Annotated in this window: 9 protein-coding genes; 6 read left to right on the top strand and 3 right to left on the bottom strand. The window is 52.0% G+C overall.

From position 1 onward, the window contains the following. Positions 1-256: 256 nt before the first annotated feature. The 4 genes from lacZ to ACYVJQ_RS12735 all read left to right on the top strand — a co-directional run bounded on the left by lacZ (position 257) and on the right by ACYVJQ_RS12735 (position 7,155). Complete coding sequence (lacZ, locus tag ACYVJQ_RS12750) at positions 257-3,316, top strand: beta-galactosidase, LacZ type (RefSeq protein ID WP_460893462.1); 3,060 nt, start codon at positions 257-259, stop codon at positions 3,314-3,316. Next, on the top strand, positions 3,313-4,515 hold the full coding sequence (locus tag ACYVJQ_RS12745) for a glycoside hydrolase family 43 protein (RefSeq protein WP_460893461.1): 1,203 nt from the start codon (positions 3,313-3,315) through the stop codon (positions 4,513-4,515). The genes lacZ and ACYVJQ_RS12745 overlap by 4 nt, the downstream gene beginning before the upstream one ends. A gap of 53 nt (positions 4,516-4,568) precedes the next feature. After that, entirely contained in the window at positions 4,569-5,933 is a 1,365-nt protein-coding gene (locus ACYVJQ_RS12740; protein ID WP_460893460.1) for a BNR repeat-containing protein, read from the top strand. A gap of 70 nt (positions 5,934-6,003) precedes the next feature. Further along, entirely contained in the window at positions 6,004-7,155 is a 1,152-nt protein-coding gene (locus ACYVJQ_RS12735; protein ID WP_460893459.1) for a glycoside hydrolase family 88/105 protein, read from the top strand. A 159-nt stretch (positions 7,156-7,314) separates the two neighbouring features. On the opposite strand, the gene ACYVJQ_RS12730 is transcribed toward ACYVJQ_RS12735, so the two are convergent. The 3 genes from ACYVJQ_RS12730 to ACYVJQ_RS12720 all read right to left on the bottom strand — a co-directional run bounded on the left by ACYVJQ_RS12730 (position 7,315) and on the right by ACYVJQ_RS12720 (position 11,537). Then, positions 7,315-8,196: a glycoside hydrolase family 16 protein gene (locus ACYVJQ_RS12730; RefSeq protein WP_460893458.1), complete on the bottom strand. Its 882-nt coding sequence runs from the start codon at positions 8,194-8,196 to the stop codon at positions 7,315-7,317. 118 nt (positions 8,197-8,314) lie between these two features. Next, the gene (locus tag ACYVJQ_RS12725) at positions 8,315-10,354 is read right to left on the bottom strand and encodes a DUF2264 domain-containing protein (protein WP_460893457.1); all 2,040 of its coding nucleotides are present in this window, start codon (positions 10,352-10,354) and stop codon (positions 8,315-8,317) included. A 181-nt stretch (positions 10,355-10,535) separates the two neighbouring features. Next, positions 10,536-11,537 (bottom strand): glycoside hydrolase family 43 protein, encoded by a 1,002-nt coding sequence (locus ACYVJQ_RS12720; RefSeq protein WP_460893456.1) that lies wholly within the window; start codon positions 11,535-11,537, stop codon positions 10,536-10,538. Positions 11,538-12,304: 767 nt separating this feature from the next. Here ACYVJQ_RS12720 and ACYVJQ_RS12715 point away from each other — a divergent pair. Continuing rightward, positions 12,305-17,260: a glycosyl hydrolase gene (locus ACYVJQ_RS12715; RefSeq protein WP_460893455.1), complete on the top strand. Its 4,956-nt coding sequence runs from the start codon at positions 12,305-12,307 to the stop codon at positions 17,258-17,260. 535 nt (positions 17,261-17,795) lie between these two features. Further along, entirely contained in the window at positions 17,796-22,997 is a 5,202-nt protein-coding gene (locus ACYVJQ_RS12710; RefSeq protein WP_460893454.1) for a LamG-like jellyroll fold domain-containing protein, read from the top strand. Positions 22,998-23,005: the final 8 nt, after the last annotated feature.

The following is a 23,005-nucleotide window of genomic DNA, read 5'->3' as shown; positions in this document are numbered from 1 at the left end:
CTATACTCTATCCAGTGAAAAGGTAGAGACTGCCTTCCAAAGCTGGCGCCCCGTAATTACAAAGTTTGGAGGGACGCTGATCGGGTGTTTGCCGTGCTGGCAGGAGAACCTGTTTCATACCAAAAGAACAAAACACAAGTTTCCATTTAATACAATTGACATGATGCCCCTGCGAAATCTATTCCTCCTTTGTTGTGTATTTCTGTCTACGGTTGCCCTGGCGCAGCAAGCAGGCAATGAATGGGAAAACCCAAAGGTGTTTGAAAGAAATAAAGAGAAACCCCGGGTAGACTTTATGCTGTTTACCAATGCGGCAGACGCCCGTAAAAATGACTACAGCAAGTCTCCTTATTTCCAGACCCTGAACGGGACCTGGAAATTCTCAATTGTAAAGTCTGTGGCAGACCGCCCTCAGGATTTCTTTAAGCCGGGGTTTGATGACAGCAAATGGGCCAATATTCCTGTGCCCTCTAACTGGGAGTTGGAAAGCCATGATATTCCCATCTACACCAACGTACGGTATCCGTTCCCGGCCAAGCCACCTTACATAGACCAGGCTTATAACCCGGTGGGTACCTATCGCCGCACGTTTACGGTGCCGGCCTCTTGGGCCGGGCAAGAGGTGATGCTGAACTTCGGGTCAATCTCCGGGTACGGACGCATATATGTGAACGGGCAGGAAGCGGGTATGACCAAAGCCTCCAAATCGCCGGCAGAGTTCAACGTGACGCGTTTCCTGAAGCCCGGCGAGAACCAACTAGCGGTGCAAGTGTTCCGCTGGCATGACGGCAGCTACCTGGAAGACCAGGATTTCTGGCGATTAAGCGGCCTTGAGCGGGATGTGTACCTGCAGGCCTTGCCCAAATTGACCCTTTGGGACTTTTTTGTAAAAGCCGACCTGGACAACGCCTACAAGAACGGGCTGTTCAGCGCCGAGGTGGACCTGCGCAAATTCACCACTAAAACCGCAGACAAGGCCACTGTGAGTGTGGAACTGTTTGACAAGAACAACACCAAGGTGTTTACCCAGGAGAAAAGTATTTCTACCAAAGGCACAGGCAAGCTTCAGGTAGCTTTTCAGGGCACCGTACTCAATGTGCTGCAATGGAACGCAGAGCACCCAAATCTGTACGACCTGGTGATTACCCTAAAAGATGACAAGGGCAAAACCGTAGGTGTGACCGGCAGCAAAGTCGGGTTCCGGAAGGTGGAGCTGAAAAATTCCCAAATGCTGGTGAACGGCGTTCCCATTCTGCTAAAAGGCGTGAACCGCCATGAGCATGATGACGAACACGGGCGCACCCTTTCCCGGGAGTCTATGATCAAAGACATTGAGCTGATGAAGCTCTACAACATCAATGCTGTACGCACCAGCCATTACCCCAATGACCCGCTGTGGTACAAGCTTTGCGATGAGTATGGGTTATATCTGGTAGATGAGGCCAACATTGAAACCCACGGAATGGGAGCCGAGTGGCAAGGCCGCTTTGATAAAAGCAAGCACCCAGCCTACTTGCCTGAGTGGGCGCCCGCCCACCTGGACCGGATTGAGCGCCTTTTAGAGCGCGACAAAAACCACGCGTCTGTGATCATCTGGAGCATGGGGAATGAGTGCGGCAACGGCCAGGTGTTTCATGATGCCTATAAATGGATAAAGACCCGTGACAATTCCAGGTTGGTCATGTTTGAGCAGGCCGGTGAAGACTGGAACACAGACATAGTGGGACCCATGTACCCTGGAATAAACAGCATGAAGTCATATGCCGCCGCCAAAAAAGAGCGCCCCTATATCATGTGCGAGTATTCTCACGCCATGGGGAACAGCAATGGTAACTTCCAGGAATACTGGGATATTATCAATAGCAGCAAGCACATGCAGGGCGGTTTTATCTGGGACTGGGTTGACCAGGGCATCAAAACCAAGAATGACAAGGGAGAGGTTTTCTGGGCCTACGGCGGAGACCTGGGCAGCAAGCATCTGTACAATGATGAAAACTTCTGCGCCAATGGGGTGGTATCTGCCAACAGAACCCCTAAACCAGGCCTTAATGAAGTGAAAAAGGTGTATTCAGGTGTTCAGTTTAAAGCCAAGAATGCTGCAAAAGGTATTATCACCGTTTGGAACCAGTTTGGCTTCACAGACCTGAACCAGTACGCATTTAAGTGGCAGTTGATTAAGAACGGGGCGGTGCAGCAAGAAGGGGACTTTGCCGTAACGGCGGCTCCTTTGCAGCAAACCCAAGTGACACTTCCAGTACCAGCCATCAATGCCCAACCTGGCGAGGAGTACTTCATCAATGTGTTCGCTTACACCAAAACGGCCCAACCGTTTGTGCCGGCTGGCCATGAAATTGCCCGGGAGCAGTTTGCCGTAACCCAGGGCGGTTATTTTACCATGGCTGCCGCTGCCGGTAAGCTTAAGATTAAAACCAAAAACGAGAAACTGAGCTTTACCTCTGGCAATATTTCTGGGGAGTTTGACCTGAAAGACGGAAAATTAACTTCCTTCAGCCAAAACGGGCGCAAAGCCATAGAGAAATTCCCTGAACCCTACTTCTGGCGGGCTGCCACTGACAATGACTTCGGGAACAACATGCCCCAGAAGTTAGGCGCCTGGCGCAATGCGCACCAGGAAATGAAATTGGTGAATGTGCAGGTAGGCAAAAAGGAGGCTCAGGGACAGCCCATCAAAGTAACCTATGAACTGACCGACAAGAAGATTCCGTATACCGTTGACTATCTCCTGCAGAACGATGGCGCAGTGCAGGTAACGGCCTCCATAGACATGGCCGGCAAAGAAATGCCTGAAATGCCCAGGTTTGGTATGCGCATGCAACTGGACGATGACTATGACAACCTGCAGTATTACGGCCGCGGCCCCTGGGAGAATTACAGTGACCGCAAGGCCTCATCCTTGGTTGGCCTCTACAAAGACAAGGTGGAGAACCAATACTATCAATTCTACATCCGTCCGCAGGAAAGTGGCAATAAGACAGATGTGCGCTGGGTAGAACTGACCAACAATTCGGGCAACGGAATTGTAGTGGAAGGCCTGCAGCCCATCAATTTCACAGCCTTAAACTACACCACCGAGGACATTGACGAAGGGCCCAAGAAGATTAACCGCCACCCGGTAGACCTGAAGAAACAGGATTTTGTAAGCCTTCACATTGACTTAGGCCAAAGAGGCCTGGGGGGCGATGACAGCTGGGGCCGTCTGCCGCACGAACCTTATTTGCTTAAGGGAAAGAAATATTCCTACAGTTACGTCATCAGACCCATTACCAAGGAAACTTCTAAGCTGACCCAGAAATGAGAAGGCGGTTTGTTTTCATCCTGCTTTTCCTGGTGCTGGCAGGGGTACACCCCCTGTTGGCTCAGAAAAAGCAGCACTCCAAGGCTACTATCAAGTCTGGGGAAATCTGGCCCGATACAGATGGGAAGCATATCAATGCCCATGGGGGAGGCATTCTTTTCCACAAAGGCACCTACTATTGGTTTGGGGAGCATAAAACCGAAGGCCGGCGCGGCAACAGTACCTTGTTTGGGGTAGGCGCTTACTCCTCTAATGACCTGAACACCTGGAAAAACGAAGGCATTGTCTTGAAAGTGGAAGAGAAGGATACCACCTCCCAGATCATCAAAGGCTGCATTATTGAACGACCCAAAGTGGTCTACAACGCCAGGACCAAAAAGTTTGTGATGTGGTTTCACCTGGAGCTCAAAGGCAAAGGGTATGAGGCCGCCAGAACCGGCGTAGCCACCAGTGACAGCCCTACGGGGCCGTTCACGTTTCTAAAGTCCTACAGACCTAATGCCGGGGAATGGCCGGTTAATGTGCCGGTAAGCCTGAAAAACAAGCAGGTAGATGCCACCCACCTGAAATGGTGGACCCCTGAGTGGACCAAAGAAGTGCAGGACGGGCTGTTTATACGACGCGATTTTGAACAGGGGCAGATGTCCCGGGACATGACCGTGTTTGTAGATGATGACGGCAAGGCTTACCACATTCATTCCTCAGAGGAGAACCTGACCCTGCATATATCAGAACTCTCTGATGATTACCTGTCCTTTACCAAGAAATGGAGCGTGCTGGCCCCCACCGGACACAATGAAGCCCCCGCTATCTGCAAGAGAAACGGCAAGTACTTTATGATCACCTCGGGTTGTACCGGTTGGAACCCCAATGCCGCCCGCTCTTTTGTGGCGGAGTCAATTATGGGGCCCTGGACGGCCTTGGGTAATCCGTGCGTGGGCGAAGGGGCACAGCTCACCTTTGAATCGCAGGGAACCTACATCCTGCCTGTGCAGGGGAAGAAAGACGCCTTCATTTTCATGGCCGACAGGTGGCGCCCCAGAAACCCCATAGACGGACGCTACGTTTGGTTGCCGCTTTCTTTTGAAGGAGATAAACCGGTACTTAGGTGGCAGGAGGAGTGGAGCCTGGAGGTCTTTGATAAAAAACAGAAAGGGAAAGAAGCCCCTTTAGAGAAGAAGAAAGTCTCCTCCAGGTAATCTTCAGAAACCCTTGCCCATTCCTTTCCAAAGAAGGGCTTACGTGTGACTACATGCTGTATCAAATTATAAAGACACATCACCTATTCATTCACTCCGTAATTCTTGCTGTACTGCTAGGGTTGAACGGGTGCAGTTCCTCTAACCTAGGTGCTGATTCCCTGGGCAATGCACCTAAAGTGTCAACGGTTTCAGAAGGAGGGTGGGCAAACAACTCAGTGAATGTGGTGGCCTTCCGTAAGAACTCCCTGGTCACATTCAAGGGTACCCAATACACCGCCTGGTACGGCGCTGACCGGTCGGTGATGCTGGCCAAGCGGAAAAGCGGGGCAGAAACGTGGGAGGTGGTGAAGACTAACCTGAAAGGAAATGCCGCAGATGCCCATAACACCATCAGCCTTATGGTGGATGGCAAAGGCTTTCTGCACGTCTCCTGGGACCACCATAACCACCCGTTGAACTACGCCCGCAGCGTAAGCCCTGGCTCGCTGCAACTCACTGAGAAGATGCCCATGACAGGGCTGAATGAGAAAGCCGTTTCTTACCCAGAGTTCTACCGGCTGCCCAACGGAAACCTCCTGTTCTTCTACCGTGACGGCGGATCGGGGCAGGGTAACATGGTCATCAACAGCTTTGACACCAACACCCGGCAATGGACGCAGGTGCACGCCAACCTCATTAACGGGGAACGGAAGCGCAATGCCTACTGGCAGGCCTATCTGGACAAGAAGGGCACCATCCATGTGTCCTGGGTGTGGCGCGAAAGCCCGAACGTAGCCAGCAACCATGACCTGGCATACGCCCGCTCCCTGGACGGCGGCAAGACCTGGGAGAAGTCTACCGGCGAGAAATATGTTTTGCCCATCACCGAAGCCACCGCGGAGAAAGCCATGGTGATTCCGCAGAACAGTGAGCTGATCAACCAGACCTCCATGGCCGCCGACGAGAACGGGAATCCTTTCATTGCCACGTACTGGCGCGAGGCGGGTTCCATCATTCCCCAGTACCACCTGGTGTACCATACCGGCACCGCCTGGCAGAAGTTGGAGTTGGACTTCCGGAAAACCCCCTTCAGCCTGAGCGGCGTGGGCACCAAACGCATTCCTATTGCCCGGCCCCAGGTACTGGTGAAGAATGCCGGAGACAAGGCCTCGGTCCTCCTGCTTTTCCGGGATGAGGAAAGAGGAAGCAAGGCCTCGGCCCTGGTCATCAATAAAATGGCAGACCCCAAATGGTCCATTATGGACCTCACGCCGGAATCTTTGGGTTCCTGGGAGCCTACCTATGACACCGAACTCTGGAAAGAAAAGCAGGTATTGAATCTCTTTATCCAGAACGTGGACCAGGTAGACGGCGAAGGCCGCTCCAGCCTGGGGCCTCAACCTATCAAGGTCGTAGAGTGGAAGCCTTCGTTTTAAGTTTCCGTTTTAAGCCCGTTTTTCAGGAATTGGCCCTAAAACAGCATTTTATTCCCTCATATAAGTAAAGATGACCCAGAAGAAAACCCTATTTACCTTTCTTTTCCTGCTGCTCGGTTTTGGGGCAGTGACCGTGGTGGCCAAGCCAAAGCATCCGTTGCTGCCTGCCTCTAAAAAAGAAGTAGCGGACCAACTGCATAAGGCCAACACCTACTGGCAATCTACCAACCCAAACCACGGCTGGGCTTTCTGGGATGTGGCCGCCTACCATACCGGCAACATGGAAGCCTACAAGCTGACTAAGAAGGAAGATTACCGGAATTACTCAGAGGCCTGGGCCGAGAAAAACCAATGGATGGGGGCCAAGTCCACGGACAAGTCCAAGTGGAAACACACCTACGGCGAGAAGGAGGAATATGTGCTGTTCGGGGATTGGCAGATCTGTTTCCAGACCTACGTAGACCTTTATTGCCTGGACGGCGCCAAGGATGACCGGAAGATAGCCCGCGCCCGCGAGGTGATGGAATACCAGATGAGTACCCCCCGCCACGATTACTGGTGGTGGGCCGACGGCCTTTATATGGTCATGCCGGTCATGACCAAGCTGTACCGGGTAACGGGCAACAAACAGTACCTGGAGAAGTTGCACGAGTACCTGCGTTTTTCAGACTCCATCATGTATGACCCGGCCGCAAAGCTCTATTACCGCGATGCCAAGTACGTGTACCCCAAACACAAAAGCGCCAACGGCAAGAAGGACTTCTGGGCCAGGGGAGACGGCTGGGTGTTTGCCGGCCTGGCCAAGGTGCTGCAGGACCTGCCAAAAAAAGACCCGTACCGGAAAGGGTACGAGAAACGTTTTAAGGACATGGCCCAGGCCATTGCCCAATCCCAGCAGGCCGAGGGGTATTGGACCCGCAGCATGTTAGATCCCCAGCATGCCCCCGGCCCGGAGACCAGCGGCACCGCGTTCTTCACCTACGGCTTCCTGTGGGGGATCAACAACGGCCTATTGGACAAAAAAGAATACCTGCCCGTGGCCGCCAAAGGGTATCATTACCTCACCAACACGGCCCTTCAGCCCAACGGTAAATTAGGCTACGTGCAGCCCATAGGGGAGCGGGCCATTCCGGGGCAGGTAGTGGATGTCAATTCCACCACGGGCTTTGGGGTGGGAGCCTTCCTGCTGGCCGCGGCAGAGATGTACCGCTTGCTGGACTAAGTAATTTCAAAACGCCCCTGTTTTGGCCTGTTTTCCAAAAAACAGGCCAAAACAGGGGCGTTTTCTTTTGTTTGATAAGTAACGGCGCACTGTAATATGGGGAGCCTCAGGAGGTAAAGAGGGAGCCAGTTACAGGGAAACCCATTGACTCTTCTCTTCCTATTTCTTCTGATAGACCCGCACGTAGTCTACTTCATATTTTTTAGGAAATGGGGTACCGGCAGGATTTCCCCCATTCCCGCCAATGGCCAGATTCAGTAAGATATAATGAGGTTGGTGGAAGGGGTTGAACCCGTCTGCGTTGAGGGTTTTGGTAAGGTCAATCTCATTGAGCAACTCTTCATCCAGGTAAAGCTTGATGGAGGTCTCGGTCCAATCCATTTTCCAGGTGTGGAATTTATCTGGCCAGTTTTTGTCTTTGGCCAGGAAATGGGAGAGCGGGATTTTTTCCCCATCCCAGACGGCCCTCATTTTCTCATCTGCCCAGGCAGCGTTGGCCAGAATGGCAGGTTTCCCGTCCACGCGGTAATATTCCATGAGGTCTACTTCGCCGTTGGCGGGCCAGCGTTTAGTAACGCCTAGGGTCCAGATGGCGGGCCACATGCCTATGGCAGTGTCAATTTTGGCTCTTACTTCAATAATCCCGTACTGGAATTCTCTTTTACCGCTGGTATGGATGCTGGCCGCCGTATACTCCGCGTGCTCCCGGTTTCTTTTCCAGTCTCTGCTGCCCGCCTCATAAACTGGGTTCTTCACTTGTTCTCTCTTCCCGTCAATGGTGAGGACCCCGTTGCCTACGTTGGCATTCTGGGCTTGGTACCACTGCAGCTCCTCGTTCCGGACAAATCCCTTTTCATAGTCCCAACTGGCCGGATCGGGTTTTCCCTTGGCATTGAATTCATCATTCCATACCAAGCGGTAACCCTCTGGCGCGGCAGGAGAAAGAGAGGTGGGCTGGTAGGCCAATTGCTTTTGGCTGCAGGAGAAAAGGCTTGCCGCTAATACCACCCCCAAGAGGCGCCACTGGTGCTTGAATTTCATTACTCACTTGATATAGTTGTAGGCAGTGGGAGGTGATTTTGTCACACACTCTTTGGATAATTGCCTATTTGAATGGGTAAGGCTTGATAAGAATTTGCCACGGTGTTAACCTCCGGGGTTATTCAAACCGAACAACCTTTTTGTCGCCTTTTCTAAAGGAAACGGTCACCGTTTTCTCTTTTTCAGAATGCTCTACTTTTTTCACGGGTACCAGTTCGTCCTCCGTCCATTTCTCCCCAGATTTTTTCCAGAGCATGAGCGTGGCGTACAAGGTAGGCTTTGGACCCGGCTGGAACGTGTGGGTGGCGTTAAACACCGCGCTTTCTTTGCTGACCGGGTGCAGTCCGGTGGCGCGCACCGTTTCCACGCCGTCCCAGCCGCTGAGGGGCACCAGGGCCAGCTGGTATTCTCCGTTGTCCATTACCTGTACCTGGTGCCCTTTTACCTTTCTAGTTTCTATTTTAATGGGGCTGGTCAATTGGGGCAGCGCATAGTGCCCCAGCCGTACCCGGGTGGCCTCGGTGCTGAGGTTGCGGTCAATTCTTAGGATGCCGTTGGGTAGGGTGATATCAGCCAGGTTCAGCTTAATTTTGTCATTGGTCTCCAGTACCACGTCACGGTAATAGATGCCGCCTTCAAACTTCTTGAAGGTGTAAAGGCGCAGGGCCTCCCACTCATTTTTCTTGTTTTTGAAGACGTAGTTCATGGCCACCTCGCCTTTGGGACCGTCGGCCTGCCAGGGGAAGGCGCTGTTATAGGAGAGGCGGTTGTAATTCTCCGTGGACCGGAACAATTGCCAGTCCTTGGCTACCGTTTCATGGCACCAGGCCCGCACCTCGGCGGCCCCTATGTTGGGGTAATCCGTGATCAGGATTTTGGAGCCCTCCTGAAACTTGTTGTAGACCTTGCCTTTGGCCATTTCTTTTTCCCAGGCCCCTTCATTCTCCACCGCGGTCCAGAAAGGATTGTTTTCCGGTACCACCAAACCTAGAAAGGCCTTTCCCATCCAGAACACGCTGGCGCGGGCGCTGTAGATCTGCACGGCCGGTTCAAATGCCCCGTAGAAACCCAGGGTAGGGATATGGTCCTCGGCCATGAAGTCTGGGTTCTGAAGGAACTGCAGCATGGCCCCTGAGGCGATGCGCCGCATCCAGCCGTAGTTGGTGCCCGGCTCCTGGGCCAGCCCCATGAGGGGGAAAGGCACGGTGGCGGCAAAACGGTAGGCAATGCTGCGGCCCCACATGATCATCTTGCCGTCACGGCCAAACAGATACGGGTAATTGTCATTTACCTCTTTGAAGTTGGCCATGAATTTGGCGGCATAGGAAGGGTAGTGCTTCTTGCCGAAAAACTCTGACCAGAGAGGCCCATACATCTGGAAGGCCCACATGCTGTAGTAGTCATAGGCGGGGCTGTCATGGTACCACCCCTGTCCCCGGTACTGTTCCAGGGACTTGTCCAGGTATTCCAGCAGCAGTTTTTCGTTCACCTGGTAGCCTTGCTCTTTGAAGAAGCTGAGCACGAACACATTGAAGAACCGCCAGTTAGAGCCAATGGTAGGCCCATCTCCGTAACTGAGCATGGTTTTGGATAGGGCTTCTTTCTGGGCGGGAGTAAGGGGCGCCCACAATACTTCGGGGGCATAGAAAAGAGACACGGCCAGGCCACCAAACTCCACTAGAATCTGGCTGGGCCCGCCGTTGCTGGCCCGTGGTTTCACATAGGTAGGGCTGGCCTTATCACTCAGCCGTACCAACTGGTGGCGGTAATACTCGGCTACTTTTACGCCGTTGATCTGCAGGTCTGGGTTTTCCTTGAGCAGGGGCACCGCCATGAACAGGGTGCGGCAAAGGCCTTCCAGCATCTCGGTGTTGGTGTGCACGCCATCGCGCGGGTAGCTTTTGCCCGGTTGTTTCGGGAAAACCATAGGGTCATCCAGGGTCTTGACATGCTGGAACGCCCCGGACAGGAGATGGTGCGCGGCGTCTTTCCAGTGTTTCCTGGTCATGCCCGTATGCGGGCTGGTGGTAAAGTCTGGGTTGGAAATACTAAAAGTTCTAAGGGCGTTCTCTGCTTTTCCTGCATCAGCGCTGGGCTGGGCATGGAGCAGGTGCCCGGAAAGCAAGAAAAGAACCAGAAGTGAAAAAAGATACTTCATGTAAAATGGGAGAGACGTTAAACTATTGGAAGAAAGAAACGAGCAGCTATTTATTTAGGGGAAGGCGCCAATGTAGAGATTCAGGTGATTTTTGATTCTTTGAAAGACCTTTATTCCTGCGTTTTAATGTGGCTGGCTTTTTTGCCTGCAGCCTCAAACTTGGGCAGGCGCTTGGTTTTTCTCATGGTGTATAGGGCTTGCCCACCACTAATTTGTCCCCGGATAGGTCCACCTCAAAAAGCTTGGGGATCCGGAGGTACCGGCCATTGACACTTCTGTGGCTATGGAGAGCCATCAACAGTTTGCCTTCCAGGGTGCGGAACAACATGCCATGCCCGAAATTGGGAGGGGTGATCGGGTCTTTTTCATGCGTCCAGTGGCCATCCAGGGTGCCGCTTTTTGAGTAGGCCACTCCCTGGGTGTACACATCGTGAATCCAACTGGTCCAGATCATGCCTAACCGGCCGGTGGCGGTTTTGAAGAGATAGGGGCCGTCAGTTACTTTATGGGGGCCTTCTTTTCCTTCCTTGTCTTTTTCCCGGCTCCAGGGAGAATCAAAGGCCCGAAAGAGCACTTTCCCTTTGCCAATGGTGCCACTTAAGTCTGGCTTGAGTTCTATCTTTTCAATTGTGCCGTTCAGGTTCTGCAGCCACTCATAGCAATAGACCATATAGGGCTTGCCGTCTTTGTCTATCCAAAAGGTGCCATCCAAGGTTGGCTGATTGGCCGGCAGGTAGACCGGGTCTTTCATGGGCACGAAGGGCCCATTTGGTTTGTCGCTCACCAATACATGGCTGGCGCGGCGTTCAATCACATTCCCCTGGACCGTGTCAATCTTGACGGCCTGGTTGGTGAAGGTGGCAAAGTAATAGTACTTGTTTTTATAAGGATGGATCTCCGCGGCCCAGATCATTGGTTTAGGCCCCATCCAGGAGGTAGGATCGGTTTTTGCCACTTTAAAGGGGCCGTTCCAGGCTTTCAGGTCTTTGCTTTCCCAGAGCATGCCTCCGGTACCGGTCATGTAATACATGTTTGTTTTTTTATCGGCTAGGATGAACGGGTCGCTCAGGACAATAGAATCCAGAGGGATATTTTTCCTGATTTCTCCGGCCCCTTTTTGCTGTGCTAAGGCGGCTAAAGGGAGAAACAAATAGCCTATAAAAGCCAACCAACCTTTTTTCATAATCTGTAGGGAATGTTCCTTTTACTTTAACCACCCTTCTGTTCAAGGATAGGATAACGCTTATACCTTTAGAGTCTACCTGACCGCTTTTTGGACAAATTGTAAAAAGGAAATCTGTTTTGGGCCTGTTTTCGGGAAAACGGGCTCAAAACAGAAGGCTGGCCATAAGGAGAAATGGGAAGCCGCCTTTGGCAGCTCAATAGAACCGCTGCTGGATGGGCAAGGAGTTAGGTGTTTCTCTGAGTTGCGCGGCCACACTTTAGGAAGGCCAATTTCTAAATACGATTGTGCTGTACAGTCTGCTTATCCCTTTTTAGAAAGTTTGTACCGGTTTACTTTTCTGGGAAAGAGTCTGCACCCGCGCTTGCCCTGGCTTTCCGTTTTGAGCCTGTTTTCCCGAAAACAGGCTCAAAACGGAAAGCTATTTTAATCGCCCTTCTTCCAGGTCAACGCTTTCAGATAAGCCGATCAACCCGCTGGTAAAATCAGTGAAAATCATTTCCGAGACAAAAGATATTTTTTTTGTCTAAAAATAAATCCTTGAAGCTCTTCTAGTTATAATCCGCGGCAGCCACCCAGAAAATGGGTGACCAGTGGTGCCCAGGCATTTTCAATTCCGGGGCTTCTCTATGAATGAGAATTGCCTGACAGCAGATGTAAGGTTCAGTTTGAAAGGCGTTCCAGGGACAGTCATGGTGCAGGAGCCTTTAGGCAGGACCGCTTACAGAAGTAGAGTTTTATTTTTTTATTCTATAAACCCCTATTGCATGAAAAAAAATTTACTGTTCTGGCTGGCTATCCTCTGCTTTAGTAGGCTAGAGGTAGCGGCGCAAAGCCCCAGTCTCCCTACCAAAGGGGCGCTAAGCAAAACCCTGCTTACCGGGAAAACATTCTCCAACCCCACTGCCGTGGACACGGTGGTGAAACCCCAGGAGATAGGCGATACCTATACGCTGGAGGTAAAGGCGCAAGTGAATGCCGCCACCGGCCGGGGCCTTGACCTGGAGGCCCGCAACGGGAAAGCCCAAGGGTTCCGGCTCTCGCTGGATGCCGCCTCCCTTAACTGGACTTCTTCCTTGTCCGCGGTCAGTCCCTTGTCGGCTTCCGGGGCCGGGCAGGAGCACACCATCCGGGTGGCGGTCCAAAACGGGTCGGCGCACATTTACCAGAATGGTACTTACCTTCAGACCCAGCCTCTGGCCACTATCAAAGACATAGCCGGTGGGGTGGAAGTAGCCACCGCCACCACGGGGCCATCCTATGTCTCTAATTGGGCGGGCATTGCCCCTAACAATACCGGCCGGCCCAGTGACTACGGTTGGGCCTATACCGGTACTACTAACACTACCTTGTTCAATACCGCTAACTCCGGCAGCGGGGTGAGGTACATAGATGTAAACCAAACCGTTAACCGCCATACGCTGGACGGCCAGACCTATTTCGGCCGCGTCATGTTTATCCGGTGGGACAACGATGCCATCAAGAATACGGTCTACAGTTATCCGGTAACCCTGGAGGCGAATACTACCTACAGTTTCTCGCTGCTGCACGCCTACTGGTCAAATTCCACTGGTGGCAGGTCTATGCGGGTAGGGATAGGCAAAACCACCGCCGCAGGCGACCGCCTTGCTTCCCAGGCGATCAACACCACCGGAACAGCGGCTTTAAAGCGTGATAATTTTGTGTTTACCACCCAGGAGGCCGGCAAATATTACCTGACGTTCACCGGCGACTGGGCTTTGTTCTCCATTGCTGAATTGTCCCTGAAAAAACTGGATCTTGCCCCAAGGTTCGTCTTCGGGAAGAACTACCCAGACGGGGCAGTAGACCTGGAGATCAAGGAAGTGACGTATGAAGACGGCGCCTATGCCCCAGTGGCGATAGTGGCCGGCCCCCGGCAGGAGGTTTCCGTGGCTGGCCCTTCGGTTTCTTACGCCACCACGTTCAATACCAATTTCATTGTCTCAGGCAAAACAGAGCTGCACTTCACCGCAGACGTGACCCCGTTTGTAAACTCGTCTGTGGACTTGGCCTCTGACAACGCGTGGCTGTATTTTGATAACGTGCGGCCGGCGGTGGTTTTGTCCAATTGGCTGCAGCACGTAAAAGTGAACGGTGCCCCAGCGGTAAACAATTCCAATGTGCGCGTGGCCATCTATAAGAATGGCACGGTGGTGATCCCTAACGGCAACCTTACCTCCAAAGAAGCGCTGGAGGTGTTTTTACAGCCCAACCTGGCAGGAGAATCCAGAAAGTACGCCATTGATACGTACCATACGGCATTGGGCGAATTCAACAATGCCATCAAATCATTTAAGCTGCGCAAAGGCTACATGGCCACCCTGGCGAGCAACGCAGACGGCTCTGGGTTCAGCCGCGTGTTCATTGCCAATGACGACGACCTGATCATCAATACCATGCCTGAAGGCCTAGATGGAACCGTGTCCTTTATCAGAGTGATGCGTTGGGACTGGGTCAGCAAAAAAGGAAAGGCGGGCTGGTCACCGGATAAAGTAAATTCCACCTGGTATTATGACTGGAATGTGGGGGGCAATGCGGCCGCTAACTATGACTATGCCATTATCCGGCAGAATGCAGGTTGGCCCGGCTGGAATGAGCTGAACTCCAAGAAGAATGTAAATCACCTGCTGGGCAACAATGAGCCAGACCGGCCAGACCAGGCCAACATGACTGTAGACCAGGCCTTGGCCCAATGGCCAGACATGATGAAATCTGGGCTTCGCCTGGGTTCCCCGGCTCCCTCTGATCCCTTTAACGGGTGGCTGCCTCCTTTCCTGAAAAAAGCGGAAGAATTAAACTACCGGGTAGACTTTGTGGCCATCCATTGCTACTGGGGCGGCATGACCCCTCGGCAATGGTATGATCGTCTGCTCAGTGTGTACAACACCATGGGTAAGCGCCCCCTCTGGATCACGGAATGGAACAACGGGGCCAATTGGACCACAGAAACCTGGCCCGCAGACCAGAAAAGCCAGTTTGAAAAGCAGTTGAATGACCTGAAAGGGATTCTGCAGGTACTGGATACCGCCTCTTTTGTGGAGCGCTACGCCCTTTATGACTGGGTGCAGGACAAGCGGGCCCTGGTGCTGGGAGATACGCTCACGCCCGCCGGTAAGTATTACGCTGCCAACAAATCCAACTTTGCCTTCAGTAAAAAAGGGGAATTCCAGCATACCTGGAAATTGGTGGGGCCGCCTATCAGCAGTGCCATCAACAGCAACGATTATTCAAAGGTCACCCTCACCTGGAAGGACTACAACGGAGAGTTTGGCTCTGCTTATGTGCTGGAAAGAAAGGTCAATGGCAAAGACCCAGATTTTGTACCTGTCTTTGAGAAGACGGAGTATACCCCCTACGGCACCCTTTCTTTTGTAGATGATGTCTATGACAAGGCTTCATATAGGCTCAAAGCGTTCAATACAGCCAAAGATAAGTTTACTTATTCTGCGGTCCTTGACGTGGTGCGCGATACCGTGCCGGTGCCCCCAACCAGCCTGACCGGCGAAGTGGTTTCTGCCACCATTCTGAAAGTGAAATGGAATGCTGCCCCTAACGCCCGCTCGTACAACCTGAAGAGAGCCACCCAGGAGGCGGGGCCTTTTGAAACCATATTGGCCAAAACAACCCTATTTACCCACCAAGAGGAAAACCTGGCTCCCAATACCACTTACTATTACCAGGTAACGGCGCTTAACTCGGCCGGTGAGAGTAAAGGCTCTACGGTTTTACAGCTCAAAACCAATGAATTGGTGGCGCCCGCGCAGGTCCTGGCCCCGCGCATTGCGTCTGGTGACTCCAAAGTAACCCTCACCTGGGATTTCCAGCATGACGCGAAGTATGAAATAGCCAGATCTGAGACGGAGGCAGGAGTGTATGAAATTATTGCCTCTGAGGTGGATACCCTGCGGTTTGTAGATAACCAGGTGGCTAACAACAGAAGCTACTTCTATAAAGTGGTGGCCCATAACGCAGCGGGTAGAAGTCCGGAGACGCAGGTGTTAAGCGCTACCCCCTTGTTTGGCCAGCACCTGCACCTCAGCTTCAATGACAATACTGGAGCCTTGGCGGCAGACGCTTGGGGCGGCTACCATGGCACCCTCACCAACGGGGCCGCCTGGGCCGCGGGCAAAGACGGACAACCGGGGGCGGTAGCCCTCACCAAGACCACCAACGCCTTTGTGGAGTTGCCAGATGGCGTGGTCAGTACCCTGAATGATTTTTCCATTGCCACCTGGATTAAGCTTCCTGCCAACCAAGGCAACAATACCCGGGTCTTTGACTTTGGGTCTGGTACAGGTACCTATATGATTCTGGTTCCTAAAAACGGGACCAGCGTGCGGTACAAAATCACGTACCCCGGTGGAAACTATGACCTCAATATCCCATATACTTTCCCGGTGAATGAGTGGGTGCACGCGTCTATCACGCAAAAAGGGACCACGTTCAAATTCTATGTGAACGGCCAACTAGTATTCACGGACAACAATGCAACGGTGAAGCCCTCAGATTTAGGCGTAACTACCAATAATTATCTGGGGAGGTCACAGTGGCCCAGTGATCCTTACAGTGACCATACCTATGATGATTTCAGGATCTATAGCTTCGCCATTTCTGATGCCCAGGTACAAGACCTGGTGGATGGGAAAGAATTGAAGAGCCCGCAGAGCATTCAATTTTCGGCCTTGCCTTCCAAACTGGTAGGTGATGCCCCCTTCAACGCCGGGGCAACGGCATCCTCTGGTCTTGCGGTGAACTATACCAGCTCCAACGCCGCCGTGGCAGTGGTAGAGAATGGGTTGATAAAAGTGGTAGGAGCAGGGGTGAGTATCATCATGGCGAGCCAGCCAGGGAATGATACCTATGCCGCCGCCCCAGAAAAGACTCAGGAATTACGGGTAGAGAAACGGGAGCAGACCATTTCCTTCAGCGGGGCCACTACCAGAAGTCTGGGTGAGGCTGACTTTGATGCCGCCACGGCTTCTTCAGGGCTTGCTATCACCTATACCAGCTCCAATGAAGCGGTAGCCACCATCATGGGTGGGAAGGTGCGGTTAGTGGGGGTAGGGACTACCACCATTACAGCCACCCAGGCCGGGAATGAGACCTATCTTCCGGCAACTGCCGTTTCTAAGGTATATACGGTGCTGGATACTACGCCGCCTACCGCGCCTACCGGTCTAACTTCCCTGAAAGGGGAAAAGCATTCAGTGGAACTCATCTGGCAAGCTGCTACTGACAACGTAGGGGTTACAGGCTATGACGTGTACTTGAACGGCACCAAAGCAAACTCTGAGTTGATAACAGGAACGTCCTACGTCACTGAACTGCCCGTGGGCAATACTACCAATGTGTTTACGGTAAAGGCCCGCGATGCCGCCGGCAACTGGTCTGAAGCCAGCGGGAATGATGTAGCTTCTAACCGAAATGCCTTTGGCAACGGCGCTTCTGATACGGAGACGGTGATCATCTTCCCTAACCCAAGCCAGGGGGAATTCCAGGTCCGGATCAGTACCCAGGAAATGGGGGCGGTTCAGATTCACATCTATGATAGCTTCGGCGCTTTGGTGACCAGTACATCAGAGATGAAAGACTTGCTGAAATACCAAAAAGGCTTCCGATTGATGAACGTTAAGAGAGGTCTGTACAGCGTGAAGGTTCAGGTAGGAAGCTTCGTTTCTATTAAGACGCTGTTGCTTGAGTAATTTTAGTTGAGCATAATTTCTGAAAAGAGGTTGCCTGTGTTTCAGGCAGCCTCTTTTTTTTGTCTTGCCCAAATCACAGAACAAAGCCAAACCTGGAGACCTCACTTCAACTTGTAAAAAGTGAGGAGTTTGCATGATACTTCCTTTCGCATTAGGTGAGATTCTCAAAAGCCAACTTATTCTTGATTAAAAAAATATGGAAACCGGTGTCTAAAAACAAATTGCTGAAGCTCTTCTAGTTATAGTCTTTGAAAAAGCTGCGAAAGGAAAATTTTAAATCACCTTACCTCTTTCTCATGCTGTTTCCCGGGTAAAATTAGCCGCAGCCGTTTTGGAGGTGTTTTTCAAAAAACACCTCCAAAACAGAAAGGAGACATTTCATTTTGCCACAAGCCACCAGCTTCAATTGTTCCTCCATTTTTTTTAATCACCTAAAGCCAAACAAATGAGTAAATTTTTACTTTTCTTACTCGCTCTAACCTGTTTTTGCAGGATAGAGTCAGCGGCTCAAGCCCCCAATTTGCCCAAAAAGGGAGTGCTTAATAGCAACCTCCTCTCTGGGAGGGTTTTCTCCAATCCCACACAAGCAGACACCGTAATCAGGCCCTATTCTATAGGGGAGAACTACACCCTGGAGGTAGTGGCAAAAGTTAATTCTGCCACCGGCCGAGGACTGGACCTGGAGGCCCGTAATGCAAAGGCCCAGGGATTCAGGTTATCCTTAGATGCCTCCACCCTTAAATGGACCTCCGCCCTCACATCCGCCAGCCAATTGGCCACCGCGAGTGCCGGGAAAAACCAAACCATTCGGGTGGCGGTCCAGAACGGGGCAGCGCACATTTATCAGAATGGGGTATTCCTTCAAACCCAGCCGGTAGCTACCATCAGAGACCTGGTTGGCGGCGTAGAGGCTGGCCTCCCCACCGTGGGCTCCACCCTTATTCCTAACTGGGCGGGTATTGCTCCTAATAACACCGGTCGGCCCAGTGACTACGGGTGGGCGTATACCGGGTCTTCCAACACTACCTTGTTCAACACCGCTAATTCTACCAGCGGGGTGAGGTACATTGATGTAAACCAGACCACCAACCGCCATACGTTGGATGGGCAGACCTACTTTGGCCGCGTCATGTTTATCCGGTGGGATTCTGAGGCCACCAGGAATACCGTGTACAGTTACCCGGTTACCCTGGAGGCGAACACCACTTATAATTTCTCGTTGCTGCACGCGTATTGGTCAAATTCTACTGGCGGAACTTCCATGCGGGTAGGGATAGGCAAGACCACCTCCGCCGCTGACCGCCTTGCCTCCCAGGTATTGAATACCACCGGAACGGCAACCTTAAAGAGAGATAACTTTGTGTTTACCAGCCAGGAGGCCGGAAAATATTATTTGACCTTTACTGGTGACTGGGGCTTGTTCACCATCAGTGACCTGGCCGTAAAGAAATTGGATGCTTCGCCAAGGTTCCTCTTCGGGAAAAACTATCCCAATGGAGAGGTCAATATGGAAATCAGTTCGGCCACCTATGCAGAGGGGGCCTATGCCCCTGAGCTGAGCCTGAATCCTGGTGATCCGGTGGAAATGACCCAATCCATTGTCAACCCAAGCTTTGAGAATTCTACCACCGGCTGGACCAACAACGGGCTGTTTACGCAAACCAATACCAGTTTTGGGACATTTAAAAATGGCACTACGTATCTGGAGAGATGGGTAAGTGCCGCCCCTTTACCCGATGTTACCATAAGCCAGATGGTAACTGGGCTGCCCAACGGGAATTATACGCTCACAGTAGCCGCGCACCATCTCCAGGCATCAACCGGGAAACCCGGTGCCTTTGTCTTTGCCAAGGATGCCCAAACCCAGGTAACTGATAGAAAAGATTATGCTGTGAACTTTATGGTGCTGGATGGGTCGGCTACCATAGGGTTTAAGACGCTGGGTTCACAGGGCAACTGGGCGGCCATTGATAATTTTAGATTGGTCTACACCGGTTTTAGTGTAGCCTCCATGAAAACCACCTTGCAAACCCTGAAAGATTCTGCCAGTGTTTTGCTGGGTGAAAAAATGCAGAACCCCGTACGGGCAGGACTAATCAGTGCCAGTACTTCAGCGGACCAGGCTATCACCAACGCTACTATTGGAGAGGAAATAGCGGACGTTGTTTTGCAACTGCAAAAGGCAATTGGGGCTGCCAATGCGTCTATTGGCGCTTATAGTGAGTTGCAGGCGGTAATTGACAACGCAACTGGTGTTCTGGGAGATGGCAGCGGCAAAGACGCCAACCTTCTTCTAGCGATTGTTCAGAAAAACCAGACCCTGGCCAATAACCTTGACGCCACATCTGCGGAGCTGAAGAACGGGGTGACGGAAGTGAACGGCGCCGTATTTGCCTATCGGTTAGCCAATGCCACTGGGCCAGCGCCTGTGGTCACCACCAACCCAAATTTCGCGCGTGGGGCCACCATGGCTTTTGGCCGCAGCACCATCTCCGTGCCCGTAGGGGACCTGTTGGAGCATGGGTTCTGCTGGAGCACGAACCCCGAGCCTACCATTGCAGACAACAGAACTACCAAATATTTCTCCAACAATGGATTCATTTACCGATTAGAAGACCTGCAGCCAGGTACGGTGTACTATATGCGGGCCTACGCTATCTCAAAAACCTATACGGTTGGTTATGGTGATGTCCTTAAAGTAGTGACCATCCCTAAAGGGACTGTAACCTACCAATTAAACGCCAGTGTGCTGAATAGCGGGGCAAATCATCCGCGCATAGCGGCTGCCATGGAATCGGCGGTTTCATATTTCAATAACCTGACCAGCATACAGGGGCACCGTTTGTCTGTGAACTACAATGCCGGTACACCTACCGCCGAAGCCAGTTATGGTGGGTACATGCAATTTGGGGCAAACGCCAGCTATCAGAGAACCGGTACTGCCCTTCATGAAATGGGGCACACCATAGGGGTAGGGCAGCACAGCATGTGGTATGGCCCTAACTCTCCACTCAGAGCCGAAGGTACCAGAGGAACATGGTTGGGCGAGCGGGCGAACAAGGTGGTGCAGTTCTTAGAGAATAATCCTACGGAAGTGATGAAAGGGGATGCGGTGCATATGTGGCCCTACGGAATCAATGGGGCGAACGAGGATACCGGCAGTGAGTTGCTCTACATTGGCAATGCCTTGATCCATCAGGCGCTTGGAGAAGACGGTCTGCCCCCCACCGGTGGCTTTGCCACCCCTTCCTATACTTTTAAATCTAAGGATGGGGAGAAGTACTACATTAAATCCAGGGATGAGAAAATGGGATTGGGCGCCGCTTTCCTGGTGGAAGACGCAGCCGGACAGCTCATCAACAAAGCCGTAAAACCTTCGGTCGCGTTAGCCTCTGATAGTGCTGCCTGGTACATTAAATTCGTTCCAGCCACGGGTTATTACCAGATCCAGAACGCAGCCACTGGTCACTATTTTACCTACCAGGCTACCGGAGTAAATGGCATTAAACTTACTTCCGTTGCAACGCCTGCTTCCTCCAACGCTTTCCAGTTACTGGGAGTGCGGTATAAAACTGAGATTGGAGAAGAAGGAGACGCCTTTACCGCGGAAGCCTTCTCTATCCTGCGCCCGGAGGCAAAACTGAACCCGCTTTGCCTTGCGGCCACGGACAATACCTCTACCAGCGCAGTCGCGTTCATCAACAGAAATGACGCCACCGCGCAACATTGGCTGCTACTGTCACAAGCAGAAGTAACCTTGTATAAGAACTTGGTGGAGAAGGTGCCAACAGTAGTTAAAAACCTTAGAATTTCAGCTGGAGACTCAAAGGTTACCTTAACCTGGGATTTGAAGTACAATGCCAGGTATGACGTTCTTCGTTCTGAAGCAGAAACAGGTGCTTACACGGCGGTTGCCACAGATCTGGAGGAACCTAGGTTTGTAGATCAAAACAGCCAAAATGGATTCACCTATTTCTATAAAGTTGTAGCCCATAATGAGGAAGGACGAAGCCCTGAATCAGTTGTCCTCTCTGGAAGTCCGTTGCCAGGGCACCACCTCCGTATTTCTTTTGAGGAGAACAGTGGAAGTAAAGCCTATGACGCCTGGGGAGGATACCACGCCGCCCTGAAGGATGGCGCCACCTGGGCCGCCGGCCAGAATAACGGGAGCGCCGTCAACCTGGTAAAGGCCACAGGTTCTTTCCTGCAATTAGAGGAGGGAGTAGTGAGTGAGCTAAACGATTTCACTATTGCGGCGTGGGTTAAACTTCCTTCCAATCAGGGAAACAATACCCGCTTGTTTGATTTCGGGTCAGGAACTGGCACCTATATGATGTTTGTGCCAAGGAATGATGCTACCACTGTTCGGTACAAAATCATCCGGTCAGACAATGGGAAGAACTATGATAAGATCATCCCTTGTGTTATACCATTGAACCAATGGGCGCACGTGACCTTGTCACAGCAGGGATCTACGTTTAAGCTTTACTTGAACGGCCAGGTTGTCTTTACCGATAGCACTGCCAATGTCAAGCCCTCAGACTTGGGTATCACTGCTTCCAATTATCTAGGCAAATCACAGTGGGCCACAGACCCCTACAGTGACCAGGCCTATGATGATTTCAGAATCTACAACCACGCCATTACCGCTTCCCAGGTGCAGGAGTTGTTTGAAAACAAAGAACTCAGAGTAGCACAGAAGCTGACCTTCCAGCCACTTGCGCCAAAGCTGGTAGGGGATGCCGCTTTTGACGCAGGAGCAACGGCTTCTTCCAGACTCACTGTCAATTATGCCAGCTCTAATCCTGCAGTAGCGGTGGTTGAAAACGGGCTGATACAGGTAGTGGGCGCCGGCGAGACCACGATCACGGCTAGCCAGGCGGGCAATGACATCTACGCGCCGGCCGAAGATCTTACCCAGGACCTGGTAGTGAGCAAGCGGGAGCAAACTATTACGTTCACTTCTTCCACCACCAGAAGCTTTGGCGAGACTGATTTTGTGGCGGCCACCGTCTCTTCAGAACTTCCCTTAAGCTTCTCCAGCTCCAATACGGCAGTAGCCACCATTGTGAACGGTAAGGTGCACCTGGTAGGGGTAGGAACCACAGTTATTTCAGCCACCCAGCCGGGGAATGAAAAGTACCTTCCGGCAGCTGCCGTGTCTCAGGAGTTCCTGGTAGTAGACACCACGCCGCCCTCCATTCCTACCAGTCTAACTTCCCTGAAAAAAGAAAGACGGGCGGTAGAGTTGATCTGGCAAGCCTCTACAGATGATGTAGGAGTAACCGGGTATGACGTGTTCCTGAACGGCGCCAAAGTGAATGCTGCATTGGTGATTGGTACTTCCTTTACCACGGAATACCCCTTGGGGAATGATACCTATATATTTACGCTCAAAGCGCGTGACGCAGCCGGAAACTGGTCCGGGGCCAGTGAGAATGATGTAGTGACCAACCGCAACGCCTTTGGCAATGCTTCTGATGAAAATGAGGCGGTGATCATCTTCCCGAACCCAAGTCAGGGAGATTTTCAGGTACGCATCAGCTCAGCGCAAATGGGCTCGGTAAGCATCCAAATTTATGATAACCTCGGAAATCTAGTGACCAATGTATCTGAAACTAAAAACACCTTGCAGTATCAGAAAAGCTTCCGGTTACAGACGGTTAAAAAAGGGATATACAGCGTGAAGGTTCAGGTGGGAAGCTTTGTTTCTACCAAATCACTGGTGCTGGAGTAAAAGTTGAT

It is taken from the genome of Rufibacter soli, from assembly GCF_054781795.1.
Note: the sequence above shows the minus strand (reverse complement) of the source record. Positions and strands in the feature narration are given on the sequence as shown.